Source organism: Lysinibacillus sp. FSL M8-0216 (genome assembly GCF_038595555.1).
In the GTDB taxonomy this organism is placed as follows: domain Bacteria; phylum Bacillota; class Bacilli; order Bacillales_A; family Planococcaceae; genus Lysinibacillus; species Lysinibacillus fusiformis.
In genome coordinates, this window is sequence record NZ_CP152007.1 from 4,008,516 (window position 1) to 4,021,701 (window position 13,186).

General features: G+C 36.5%; 13 protein-coding genes. 1 reads left to right on the top strand and 12 read right to left on the bottom strand.

The genetic code is table 11. The features are described from left to right. Window positions 1–101: 101 nt before the first annotated feature. The 6 genes from MKX57_RS19935 to MKX57_RS19960 form a co-directional block, all read right to left on the bottom strand. Window positions 102–2,036: an ABC transporter permease gene (locus MKX57_RS19935; protein ID WP_342530717.1), complete on the bottom strand. Its 1,935-nt coding sequence runs from the start codon at window positions 2,034–2,036 to the stop codon at window positions 102–104. Further along, window positions 2,008–2,784 (bottom strand): ABC transporter ATP-binding protein, encoded by a 777-nt coding sequence (locus MKX57_RS19940; protein ID WP_008173288.1) that lies wholly within the window; start codon window positions 2,782–2,784, stop codon window positions 2,008–2,010. The genes MKX57_RS19935 and MKX57_RS19940 overlap by 29 nt, the downstream gene beginning before the upstream one ends. 12 nt (window positions 2,785–2,796) lie before the next feature. Beyond that, window positions 2,797–3,222, bottom strand: coding sequence for a hypothetical protein (locus MKX57_RS19945; RefSeq protein WP_342530718.1), 426 nt, complete (start codon window positions 3,220–3,222; stop codon window positions 2,797–2,799). A gap of 11 nt (window positions 3,223–3,233) precedes the next feature. Next, window positions 3,234–4,217: a sensor histidine kinase gene (locus tag MKX57_RS19950; RefSeq protein ID WP_008173291.1), complete on the bottom strand. Its 984-nt coding sequence runs from the start codon at window positions 4,215–4,217 to the stop codon at window positions 3,234–3,236. Next, window positions 4,217–4,921, bottom strand: a complete 705-nt coding sequence (locus MKX57_RS19955) for a response regulator transcription factor (RefSeq protein ID WP_008173292.1) — start codon at window positions 4,919–4,921, stop codon at window positions 4,217–4,219. Before MKX57_RS19955 ends, MKX57_RS19950 begins: the two co-directional genes overlap by 1 nt. A gap of 100 nt (window positions 4,922–5,021) precedes the next feature. Next, window positions 5,022–6,014 (bottom strand): lipoate--protein ligase, encoded by a 993-nt coding sequence (locus MKX57_RS19960; RefSeq protein WP_342530721.1) that lies wholly within the window; start codon window positions 6,012–6,014, stop codon window positions 5,022–5,024. A gap of 144 nt (window positions 6,015–6,158) precedes the next feature. Here MKX57_RS19960 and yhfH point away from each other — a divergent pair, with 144 nt between their 5' ends. After that, complete coding sequence (yhfH, locus tag MKX57_RS19965) at window positions 6,159–6,284, top strand: protein YhfH (RefSeq protein ID WP_008173294.1); 126 nt, start codon at window positions 6,159–6,161, stop codon at window positions 6,282–6,284. A gap of 200 nt (window positions 6,285–6,484) precedes the next feature. On the opposite strand, the gene MKX57_RS19970 is transcribed toward yhfH, so the two are convergent. From MKX57_RS19970 to MKX57_RS19995, 6 genes are all read right to left on the bottom strand, one after another. Beyond that, a complete protein-coding gene (locus MKX57_RS19970) occupies window positions 6,485–8,674 on the bottom strand; it encodes a YhgE/Pip domain-containing protein (protein ID WP_342550556.1) in 2,190 nt (729 codons plus the stop codon). 130 nt (window positions 8,675–8,804) lie between these two features. After that, window positions 8,805–9,377, bottom strand: coding sequence for a TetR/AcrR family transcriptional regulator (locus MKX57_RS19975; protein WP_008173298.1), 573 nt, complete (start codon window positions 9,375–9,377; stop codon window positions 8,805–8,807). A 121-nt stretch (window positions 9,378–9,498) separates the two neighbouring features. Then, entirely contained in the window at window positions 9,499–10,026 is a 528-nt protein-coding gene (locus MKX57_RS19980; protein ID WP_008173300.1) for a FixH family protein, read from the bottom strand. Window positions 10,027–10,029: 3 nt separating this feature from the next. Next, window positions 10,030–11,418, bottom strand: a complete 1,389-nt coding sequence (locus MKX57_RS19985; protein WP_096364808.1) for an ATP-binding protein — start codon at window positions 11,416–11,418, stop codon at window positions 10,030–10,032. Next, complete coding sequence (locus MKX57_RS19990) at window positions 11,415–12,098, bottom strand: response regulator transcription factor (RefSeq protein ID WP_008173305.1); 684 nt, start codon at window positions 12,096–12,098, stop codon at window positions 11,415–11,417. Before MKX57_RS19990 ends, MKX57_RS19985 begins: the two co-directional genes overlap by 4 nt. Continuing rightward, window positions 12,095–13,066, bottom strand: coding sequence for a YncE family protein (locus tag MKX57_RS19995; RefSeq protein ID WP_233301547.1), 972 nt, complete (start codon window positions 13,064–13,066; stop codon window positions 12,095–12,097). The genes MKX57_RS19990 and MKX57_RS19995 overlap by 4 nt, the downstream gene beginning before the upstream one ends. Window positions 13,067–13,186: the final 120 nt, after the last annotated feature.

A 13,186-nucleotide genomic window follows, 5' to 3' on the forward strand; every position in this document is an offset into this window, starting at 1 on the left:
TAATATTATATAAGAAATATATGTAAAAAACAATCAGTCTTTTTATTTCATGTCATAAATTACGTTAAATAATTCATTTTTTTCTCTTTTAAACAAATACATTACGAACGAATATGAGAAATGTATCGCCAACGAATTAAATAAAAATACACTACTTGAATTAATACAAAAAAGCCAAAAGCAAAGAATACTTCTTTTACAATAGAAATATTCGCGATATCTTTCAAAATGCCCTGTACCATTAGAAACGCAAAGGCACTGTGCATCATAGCAACGCCCCATGGCAAGAAAAATTGAGGAAATAAATGGCGGTTAACAAGCTTCTTTAACTCTATCTCCGTTAAACCCATACGCATTAAAACATCAAATTTACGCTTTTCTCTCTCTAGTGATGTATGCAATTTGAAATAGATAAAGCTTCCTGCAGCCAGTAAGAATACGGTAGCTACTAGAACTCCCACTAATGTAAATAATGAGTAGGTAGCTAATATATAAGAATAATTTAAACCGGCATTTTCAAAGTAGAATGGACTGAATTTATCCTTTTTAAGAAAATATAAATTGGATTCTAAATAATCGATGTCCTTACCGACTTCCTTCGTTTCCATCCACTGTGGAATAACAAATGTAAATAAATGATAGCTTGGTTGAATAATGTTTTTCTCAGAAATAGGAAGAATAAGCTTTGCAAAATCCTCATCACTAATAACGATCGAGTTTACGCTTACAATTGAACCAGGAAACACAATCTTAGGATAAACACTATCAATTGTAATTGGTATCGAATTTTCTTCAAGCACTGTATGCACAACTCTATTTTTTAATTTTTTTAGTGAATCCTCTGAATAAGGAATAAATACCGCTTCACCGGGACCAAGATTTAGAAGTGGATAACTATAGGAAGATAGCAAGACATTCATATCGGACTCACGAAAAACCTCTACTTCATTTTGCGTGAAAGAAGATGTTTGCTTAACAACAACAAAGCGGGACAGCTGATAGGATAACCCCTTCTCTTCTAATTGCAGACGCAAAGAATTTATATGCTCTCGCTCAAAAGGATTATCAATATCCCCCTTATAAACTAAGCCCAATGGATTTAAACGATCATATTGGGTTGTGTAAGAAGACATTGTCGCTAATACACCTACAGATAAAAATGCGAGTGTGGACACCATAGTAACGACAAAAAACATTTTCACATTATCCATCATAATATGAGTTTGCTCAGCTAGTGAGAGCAGACGATAGCGTTGCCAATGAAATTTACGTTTACCACGTGCTAAGTCTAAAAAACACGGGACAGAATCGCTGAAAAAATAATAAGTACCAAATGTTGCTGAAAATGGTATTAATAGCGTTAGTCCTATTAAAGACGTATGTCCTACAACAAACGCGAGAATATAAGTCCCTAAAATTAAAGTAATACCGTATATAGCCCGAATTTTGGAATAAGTTGTTAAACTATTTAAATAATCGCTACCTTTAATTAGATCTCGTAATTTCCTCTCTCGTGTAAAATATACACTAATAAAAGAAATGACGACAAAGGCACTTGTGAATACGCCTATTGTGAGTAGGAATGGCTGCCAGGAAACATACAATGGTAATTCATCCAAATGTAAAATTTCTCGCACAATCATGAAAAAGAATTTTGAAAAAGAAAAGCCAAAAACAATTCCTACAATGATGGAGCCTGCCCCAATAATCATTGTCTCAAGAAAGACAAGTTTATTCATCTGACGCTTTTCCATTCCTAGATGCAATAACATCGCAAATTCATGTGATCTAGCCTCTAAAAAGGCACTCATAGAATAATATAAAAAGAATAATGTAAAAAGGACGAGTACAATTTCAGCACCCACCATGCCAATAAGTGATACTTCTCCTAATATTCCGCGTTCAATATCAGGATGAAACATCAGCATTGAATAGATAAAAAATACAGCCACAGAAAAAAAGCTCGCCATGAAAAAGGCACCATATATCCGGCTGTTCCGTACGACATTACGGTAAGCGAATTGTCGAAAGGTCACCTACTTGCCCTCCTCCTAGTAAGCTCAAAACATTTAATATACGTTGGAAAAACATTTGACGACGGTCATCTCGATAAATTTCATTGAAAAATTCGCCATCTTTTATGAATAGCACTCGATCACAGTAACTTGCTGCAATTGGATCATGCGTTACCATCACAATCGTCGTGCGTTTATCTTTATTTACTTTCGTTAAAAGTTCAAGTACATCTCGTGAAGAATTCGAATCTAAATTACCTGTTGGCTCATCTGCTAAAATGAGACTCGGATTATGAATAAGTGCTCGACCTATGGCGGTTCTCTGTGCTTGTCCACCCGAAATTTCATTTGGACGCTTATGTAAGAAGGGCGTCAAATCTAACTTATCGACAATATTAGCCAGCCGTTCCTCCATTACCTCTAACGGTTGCTGGTCCAATGTTAACGGCAACACAATATTCTCCTCAACTGTTAGCATATGCAGAAGATTGAAGTCCTGAAAGACAAAGCCTAGCTGCCTTCTTCTAAAGTAGGCAAGCTCTGTTGCATTAAGCTTATGAGGGTTCATGCCATCTAAAATTATCTCTCCACTTGTTGGTTCATCAATAGTAGAAATAATATTCAATAATGTTGTTTTACCACTTCCGGAAGGGCCCATAACTGCTAAAAATTCGCCTTCTTCCACGTCAAAGCTCAATTGATTTAAGGCACGATGTGTGACCTTGCCTTCATAAACTTTTGTCACATCTTTAATTTGTAATATAGGCATGCTAAATTCACCTTATTTCTTCATTAATTCTAATGATTGCGGTAAAAGCCACTGTAATACAATTTCAAAGCCGATTTGAAAATGGGGCTCTGTTAATTCTAAAACGGACTCTTCCGCTACCAAACTAAAACAATGCTCTCCTATAATGACATCCCAGGCATCCATTTCTCCCTCTAGAATTTCACCATATACAGTGTAATGTCCACTATACATAATCTGTTGACCATCGACAGGAAACGCATTTAATAATGTTGGTTGTTGTAAGTTTAACCCAAGGATATTTGAAAAATGCAGTAGTTCTTCATTTAGCACTTCATTTGCCATGACGAAATTTTGATAAGATACTTGATCGCCCTCTTGCAAATGTGTCATAAAAAGAGACTTTGTTTTCTCTTTATCGATATTTAATAGCCAACCTTCAATGCTTACTTCTGTCATCCTAGCTCCCCCTAATTTGTAAAAGTCACTGTAACAATCGTCCCTTTTCCTACCTCTGATGAAATAGCCAATTCATGTCCAAGCTTCTCGCAAATTTCCTTGGCTAAATAAAGGCCCATCCCAGTAGACTCCCCTGTTTTCCGTCCATTTTCACCAGTAAAAAAGGCCTTCGTAACACGTGAAAGGTCAGAAGCTGGAATACCGATTCCCTCATCGCAAATGGCTAGCTGTACATAATCATCCTTTTTAATAGCAGAAATGACTATTTTTTTATTGGCTTCAAATGTGTATTTCACTGCATTGGTTACAAACTGACCGAGAATGAAGCGAAGCCATTTCGAATCACTCGCCACAATAAGATCATCTTCAATATGAATTTCAGGGAATACTCTTTTCGTAATAAATAAACGTTTATTCTCATTAACAGTTGCAGTCACTATGGACTTTAATGCAACCTGTTCTACTTGCATATCATCTTCGAAGTTTTCTAATCGTGCATTTACAAGCACCATGTCTAAGCCTCTACGTAAACGATCAATTTCCTCCTGCACATTTTTCTTATCCAGCGGACGATCATCCTGCAGCAATAACTCAATGACAGATATGGGTGTTTTCATCTGATGCACCCACTGATTCATAAATTGATCATGACGTTTTTGACTAGCGTATAATGAATGCAGCTCATGTTGATAGAGTCGATATAGCTCATGCATATATTTCTCTGTTTGCATTGCTTCTGGCGTTTTGGCGTTTTTTTGTAACACATCCTCCATTGCTGTTGGTAGCTGGGATATTTTCAACAAATAACGTTGCCGCATTAAATAGCGAACAAGTAAAAATGAACAGAGCAGTACAAGACTGATACAGAAGGAATATATAGCTGTATCGATATTTCTGAATCCATCTAGTCCATATAAGACCATGATGAAGCCAACTAATAAGAGCTGAAATACAATAAATGATGCATAATCACGTAAAAATAATTTCCAGCCCACTATAATTCACCCGCACTCAATATGAATCGATAGCCTGCGCCACGCACAGTTTCAATAGTTGATGCAATTTGATAATCCGCTAATTTTTTACGGACGCGAGTCATATTAACATTCAACGTATTTTCATCGACAAATGCTTGATCATCCCAGAGTTCCTCTAATAGTTGCTCCCGTGTTACTACTTTCGGGGCATTCCCCATAAGCAATTCTAAAATAATGCACTCTTTTTTCTGGAGTGGGATTTCTAATTCATTTTTATGCAGCTCCATCCTCTCTAAATGAAGAATAAGCTGCCCTTGCTTAATTGTCCGCTCCTCTTGCCTTGTAGCATACTCCCCATATGTACGACGCAAATGACTACGAATTTTAGCCAAGACAATTTCATAATTAAAGGGCTTTGTAATAAAATCATCGCCCCCATTTTCAAGTGCAAAAATTTGGTCCATTTCCCCTGAGCGAGCAGAAATAAAAATAATTGGACACGTTGTATGTTGACGTAGCTGACGGCACCAATAGTAGCCATCATATGAAGGTAAATTTATATCAAGCAGCACCATATGTGGATTAAATGCTGTAAATTCTTCTATAAGATGATCAAATTCTTGAATGGTTTCAACCTCGTATTGATATTTTCTAAGCGTTTCCGCTAGTAATGATGCAATCTTCACATCATCTTCAACTATGAATATTCGATGCTTTTCCATATCAACACTCCTTTCTAACTATATTGTATCAAAAAAAGGTTCGACGACATAATTGTCAGCGAACCTTTAGGCTAAATCATTACATGAAATCGAACTTTTCTTAATAAATTAATTGTAAAAAGTCTTCTGTTGAAATTCCACCAAAATATGTAGGAATATCAATATCTGCTAATGCTTCTGCTATAGCCGTTCTATCATGGTTTGTCCCAACTAGGCGTTGTTCTATATCAGTCATATCCCCTACACCAAAGAAATCACCAAAAATATGTGCCTCTTCGATGACACCATGATTAACTTCAAGGCGAATATCAATGCCTCCTGTTGGGAAACGGTGCGTCTTTTGAATATTAAAGCGCGGTGATTTACCATAATTCCATTCCCATGTTTGATAACGTTCTGCTGAAAGCTTATGAATATTTTCCCAATCTTGATCCGTCAGTTCATAATAACGAATGTTTGCTTCGCCACCGAAAATGGATTTTAAAATTTCAAGACGAAATTCTTCTATCGTCATCTTCTCTTTTAAAAACTCAGAAATGTTTGCTACTCGGGAGCGAATGGATTTAATTCCTTTAGATTCAATCTTATCCTTTTTGACTTTTAAGGCTGACACAACGGCATCTATTTCAGTATCAAACATCAACGTACCATGACTGAACATACGGCCTCGTGTAGAAAACTGGGCATTTCCAGAAACTTTACGACCCTCTGCAAGAATATCATTACGTCCTGAAAGCTCTGCATTCACACCCATTTTTGCCAAAGCATCTACTACTGGCTGCGTGAATTTTTTATAATTCATAAAGCTATCGCCATCATCGTTTGTAATAAAACTGAAATTAAGATTTCCTAAATCATGATACACGGCTCCACCGCCAGACAAACGGCGAACAACAATAATGTCATTATCTTCTACATAATCCGTATTAATTTCTTCAATGGTATTTTGATTTTTACCAATAATGATGGACGGCTGGTTAATATAGAAAAGTAGCACTGGCTCCTTTTCAACATCCATTGTTTTAAGTAAATACTCCTCAATAGCAAGGTTAACACGCGGATCATGGATCACTTTATTATCAACGAAAATCATAGTTTACGTTTCCTCCTTCACAAAATATCCATATTTATTTTAACGCAAATTAGGCGTTTTGTGTTGACGAAAAGCATCTGTTATAATACACTAGTAAATATCAGAACAGTAATAGTACAGATGAACTTAAAGGAGGAGTCCACAATGTTAGAAAACGTAGTTGAATTTTTCAAGAATTTGCCTGCTAAGCAATGTACAGAGTGCGGTGAAAAAATTGAAGAACAAAGTGAATGCTACTGCAACACTTGTGAAAAATGTAACCACCTATAAGCATTTGCCTATTCTGTAATTGTCATTTACGTGCCCCACACGTAGTCATAATGATAACTTCATCATATTTTATGATGAACCTTTAATTAAATCTCTTACACTTACAAAACAACAGCTGATACGCTCATATCAGCTGTTGTTTTTTGGCGTTTAAAGACAAAATAAAGCACCCACCTCAGTTGGTGAGTGCTTCAACTATTTTAGTTTTCCTCAGCTATTTTAGAGTAACGTTTGTTATGCAGTAGCATGAAATAACCGAATGTGATGGCTAAGAATGCTACTAAGAAGCCAGCTAAAACTCCATAGTTTTGCATTAAGAATGACGTATCGCCAGTAGAAATGCTTGTTTTAAATGCTTGAACCGTATAAGTCATCGGTAATAGTTTGTTAAATACTTGTAATGGTGATGGAATTAATTCAAGTGGGAAAGTACCTGCACTTGTTGTTAATTGCAAAATCAATACAACAATTGCCATGAAACGTCCTGGATCACCAAAGATCGAAACTAGCATCTGGATTAATGCTAAAAATACATAGCTTGTTAATAATGCTGTTAATATAAAGTGGCCCATGTTATTTACTTCAAGTCCTAGACCCCATTTAACAATAACTACTGTTAGTACTGTTTGCACTAAACCTACGACTGCTAAAACAGTCACTTTACTTGTGAACCAAGATGCACCATTTTTTGGACGAATAGCTGGTTCAACAAGTGGGAACACAATTGAAATTAATAATGCACCTACGAATAAACCTAGAGAAATAAAGTATGGTGCAAAACCTGTACCATAGTTAGGAACATGGTTGACTGATTCTTTTTCAACTTCAACTGGACTACCTACCATGTCGTAAGTGTCTTGATTAGCTTTTACTTCATTTGCTTTTTCACTTGCCTCACCTAATTTGCCTGATAATGTAGACGTACCGTCAGCAAGTTCTGTAGAACCATCTGCAAGTGTTGCTGAACCTTGTGCTAGCTCACCAGATTTTGAAGCAAGGGTAGATGTACCTTGATTTAATGTCGTTGTACCATTCGCTAATTCATTTAAACCAGATGCCAATGTTTTAGAGCCTGTTACAGCTGTATTCACACCCGCATTTAGTTCCCCTAATTTTGCAGCTAATGTTGCATTACCTGCTTGTAGACCTTTGGCACCTTCCACTAAAGCATTACTTTTTGCTGTTAGTGCATTAGCACCTGCTAGCACCTCAGCTTGCCCTGCTGCAATTTGACCTGCACCTGAGCTTACTTGATTAGCACCTGCTTGTAATTTTTCTGTACCTGCAGATAATGATGTTAAACCATTGTGCACACTAGTACTACCTGCTTGTAGCTCTGCTAATGTTTGCTTTAATGCCGCTGCTTGTTCCTCTGGCATTGAAGCCATCATTGTTTGTAACTGGTTGGATAACGCTGTAATACCTGCTTCTACCTTAGCAGAACCAGCAGTTAATTGGTTCGCTGCACCATTTAATGCACCTGCATTTTCAGCAATAGAAGCTGCACCTGCACTAATTTGTTGCTGTTTATCATTTAAAGTGTTTAAACCTGCCCCAACTTTAGCAACACCTTGTGTATATTGTGATAATCCTTGCTCAAGGCTAGTTGCACCATTGGCAGCTTGCTGTGCACCTTGTTGTAATTGTACTGTACCATCTTGAAGTTTAACTAAACCACTAGATAAATCATTCGCACCTTTTGCAGCATCTCCAGCACCTTTTGTTAATTTATCTGTACCATTTGATAGTTCAACTGTACTTGATGCTAGCTGTTCAAGATAACCTTTTAAATCTTTTGCACCGTTCGCAACTTTTTGGGCACCTTCATCAAGCTTATTAGAGCCATCTGCGGCTTCTGTAAAGCCATCACCAAGCGTTGCAATAGAATCAAATAATTTTTCAGCGTAAGTTGCTGAAACTTGTGAATTTACTTCTGCACGGACACGATCCATTGCAGTCTCACCAATTTGTGCACCAAGGAAGTTTAGCCCTTCGTTTGGAATGTAGTTCATAACCAATTTTGATGGTTTGTCATCTAATAATGTTGTAGCATGCTCAGAGAAATTTGTTGGAATTTCTAGAATCATATAATAATCACGGCTATTTAAACCTTTTTCGGCTTCTTCTTTTGAGACCTCTATAAAGTTAAACTGCTCGCTATCTATCAACTTATCAACTAAGGTGTCCCCTAAGTCTAATTTTACGTCATCCATCTCAGCACCAGTATCCTCATTAACAACAGCTACTGGAAGATTAGGAAGCCCTGCATAAGGATCCCAAAACGCCCATAAAAACATACCCGCATACATTACTGGAATAAATAATACAGCAATAATGGAAACAAGCATTTTTCTTGTTTTAAAGATCTTCAGCCACTCAGCTTTAATCATATAATATCCTCACTCCTAAACTGTTTGACCGAAAACGTCATTCGGTCATTTTTGTTCAAAAAAATATAAACCCTTCAACCTTTGCAAAAAGAACACTTGATTCGACACTTTTGTGAGTATTGAAATCGAATCAAGTTAGAATTAAACCTCGAAAGATTGTCTCCTTGAAAAGATTAAGAATCTTCTCTTCAGGGATCACATCACCGTGTAACTCATGCCAATCGACAACAAATGCAAGATAGGCCTTTAATAGTAAGTAACTAACCAGCTCTGCATCACAATCTCTAATTTCACCTTTATTTATACGTCGCTGAATTAACTCTGCAACATACGATAAAATTTCTGTCTCGATGCGTAGGAGCACCTGTTTAACAGCTGGTGTACGTAGTTCTTTTTCTTCCTCTATTAACTTCGCAAATAAAAGATGTTTTTCACGGAACTGTAGCATTTTCATTAAAGCATTATGTGCATTATCCATAAAGCTTGCTGATGCATCCAACACTGCATCCGCTTCACCCTTCATCTCTCGAACTAGTGACATAGCGATTTCCTGAAATAAAATCTCTTTATTTGCAAAGAATGTATAAATCGTACCTTTACCGACATTAGCTATCTTTGCCACTTGCTCCATTGTTGTTGCTTTGTAGCCAAACAATGTGAAAGATTTTGCAGCTGCTTCAAGAATTTCCTGCCTACGATCCATTAGTAACACCCTTTCTTGTTAGGTTATGTACATCAAAAGTACACTTTCATAAAAATGACCAGAAAACCATTCCGGTCATCTGGTCATTATCATATTCCTATTTTAAAAAAATTGCAAGTGTTTAATGATGATTTTCTTCATCTTTTTTTTCTTCAGTCTGATCAGTGTCGTCAGAAGTGCCATTATCATGGTTCATCATGTTATTATCCATACTGTTATTGCTCTTTTCATCTTCTGGCAAAACTTGTGTCATATCGGGACTTCCTGCAAGAATTTCTTGCTTAGGCATGTTATGAACACCATTTGCTGTTGTATGCGCATACATATAATAAACCCCATCATGATCAAATGTAGTTGTCGCTTTATATACGCCATCTTTGTCTAATTTTCCATCAATCATTTGACCTTCATCACGTTTCCCTGATTCCCACACTTCAAACTCTACTACTGCGTCATCGACATTTTTACCACCCTGCTCAACATGTGCTGCTAGCTCAATTGTTTCATTAAGTGGTACTTCTTTTGGTGTTAAAATTTCAACTTCTGGTATTTGTGGAACTTCTGGCTCCGGTAAAGCCTCTTCTTTTTTTTCTCCACAGCCTACCAATAAGGCAGGAACCGCAATTAGTGCAAATAACCATTTTTTCATTTTTTAATCCTCCATTAATGGCAATGTAATCTTAACGATTGTGCCTTTTTCAATAATACTTTTTATTTCCAATCTTCCCTGTAGCTGCTTTAATAATTGCTCTACAATCGATAAACCTAGTCCACTACCGCCATCTGCTCGACTCCGCGCCTTGTTAACACGGTAGAATCGCTCTGTTACGTGTGATATATCCTCTTGTGGGATGCCGATTCCATAATCTTTGATGGTGATTTGTGCACTTCCATTCTTTTCAAGAGCAACCATTTCAACCTTCGAATTTTCATACGAGTAATTAATAGCATTTTCAATAATATTTATGAAAATTTGTTTAAGCTTTACCTCATCCGCTTGAATAATTAAGGCATCGTCCACATCTAAATATAATGTTATGTTCTTTTTATCAGCTTGATGTGTTAAGATTTTTTGAACCTCTCGTAAAGTCTCTCCCAGAGGAATTGGATACACTACTATGTCTGTTTGTTCATTTTCAGTTCTGGCAAGTTGAAGTAATTCGTTCGTCAACCTCTCCATTCGATTAGCCTCACGAACAATAAGCTGAATCGTTTCCTCTTTTTGATTTTCTGTGATGATGCCATTTTGCATTGCTTCACTATAGCCCTTTACATAGCTAATTGGTGTTCGTAACTCATGAGAAACAGTCGCTAAAAATGTTTTTTGTGCTTCATCCTCTTGCTGGATTGCCTCTGCCATTTTATTAAAGGTGCTTGATAATTTACCGATTTCATCTCGTGAATTTACAGGTACACGTGTCTCATAATTCCCGTAGGACATCTGTTCCACCGCAAGTTGCAAATCGTTTAATGGTCGCATAATATGCCGAATACCTTTATAAATTAAATAGCTTACAACCACTAAAAAAATGAAAGCACTAATAAATAACAGAATCACCCCACTATTAGCTAATTCACTAATTTTGGCTAGAGGGAAATAAATGTAAATGATTCCTTCTAATCTATTTTGATCGACAAGGGGCAAGACGACAGAAATTAGCTGTCGATCGAAACGAGGTTCATAGCCAATTTTTTGCACATAACTACCAGAAAGTAATTTCTGTCTTTCTTCAGGTCCAATTAATGTTTCATAATCTATATCAAATGGAACACAGGCACTTAATTCACGTGGATTTCTTACCGCAAATATATTTAAATTTGAATAATCGTTAAAACGTTCAATGTCTGCAATAAATTCATCCGTTACCTTTCCATTGTTATACATTGTCTGTAGCTTTAGGCCAACCTCAACCATTGTATCTTCCGTATCTTGTACATATAAGCGTTGGTATAAAAAATTCGTGAGGACATACATAAAAACAACAGTAATAATTAAAAATGCAAAAATTAACAACCAAATACGTGTGGCTATCTTTTTCATTCGCCAGGATCAAAGCGGTAGCCGACTCCCCAGACCGTTTGAATATGTGCAGCCGCTTCCTTTCCAAGCTTGATGCGTAAGGTTTTTATATGAGTGTCGACAGTTCGAGTCCCACCTACATAATCAATATCCCAAATGCGTTCTAATAATTGCTCACGTGTATAGGCATTTCCAGGATTTTTCATAAATAAATGGAGTAGTTCAAATTCTTTTAAAGTAAGGGGGATACTTTTTCCATCGACCGATACTTTACGTGCTATTTCATCTATTTTAATGGGACCAAATACAACATATTTTTGTTGTAGCTCTGCAATATTTGCACCACTTCTTCTTAATACTGCGTAAATTCTAGCGACTAGTTCATCATGTGTAAATGGTTTAACAATATAATCATCACCACCAAGTGTAAGACCCTTCACTTTGTCATCATTGGCGTCACGTGCTGTCAGGAATATAATCGGAACATTGGACATAGCCCGTATACTTTGACACACAACAAAGCCATCCTCATGCGGCATCATTACATCAAGCAGCACTAAATCAATTTTCTCACGTACAATTATATCGTATGCCTCAGTACCACTTGCAGCAGTAAATGTTTCAATATCAGAGTTATTGAGCATCATTTCTATTAGGTTCCGCATATCTTGCTCATCATCAACTATTAATACAGTTGTCATTGTTTTTCCTCCCTTACTAACAGCTGAAAAGCACCTTTCCCGACATCAACTGTTTTTTCTTTCTGGCCATCTTTTATAAAGTGTAATTTGTGATCGTCATAGCCAGCGACAACAATATAGTCTTTAAATTGATTGACCACAAAAGGGTTTGCCCCTACTTCCTGCTGCCATTTTATATGACCATCAAAGTCAGCAACATATAACTCATTATGACCATGACTTACAACAAGTACAGCATCCTTTGTCTTTTTTAACCCTACTGGCATCAATGGCATGTTTATTTCACCATGCAATTGACCACTGCTCAAATCATATTTTTTAACCGAACTATTTGGCTTACTTCCTTCTCCATGGCCACCTATCCAAAGTTCATGTGTCTCGTCTACAATGGCTATTCCATGTGAAGATTTTTGTATCGGCCACTCCTGTTCAATTTGTAAATCTTTCATATTTAAAACAGATAATTTTGTATCTTTAAAATTTATCACATACAGCTTATCCTTATACGATGCCATTGACATAGGATAATTACCTATCCGCTTGGAGGCCAACACGTTTCCTTCATGATCAAAGCTTGTCACTGTATTAGTTTTACTATTCGTTATAAAAAATTGCTTGATATTGTCATCATAATACACATTCGTTGTACCAACCTCTACTTTTTGAGAATAGAGCTTTTCTCCAGTTGATAGTGTATAGACATCAATGGTATTTAATTGGTGTCCGTATAAGAGAACTTGATCATCCCCTAGTAATGTTGCCCCTGAATAAGCTCTATCAAATAACCACTTCGCTAATACATGGCCATTTTCATCAATAAAGTCTAATGATGGCTCTTGAATATTTAATGAAGCTATAAAATTTCGATCACGCTCAATCGATTCATAAGATTTTTCAGTACAACCCGCTAACCAAACTATTTGTAGTAAAGAAAAAATGAAGAATGCCCATTTTTTCAACGTTATCACCTCTGCCCCTTTACTATACTTCACAATTGTGAAATTCGGGTGAAACTTGAAAGGTAAATTTATGACAAACCATAAAAATACATTTCACAATTCAATTGTATTCATCCAGCCAATACTTCC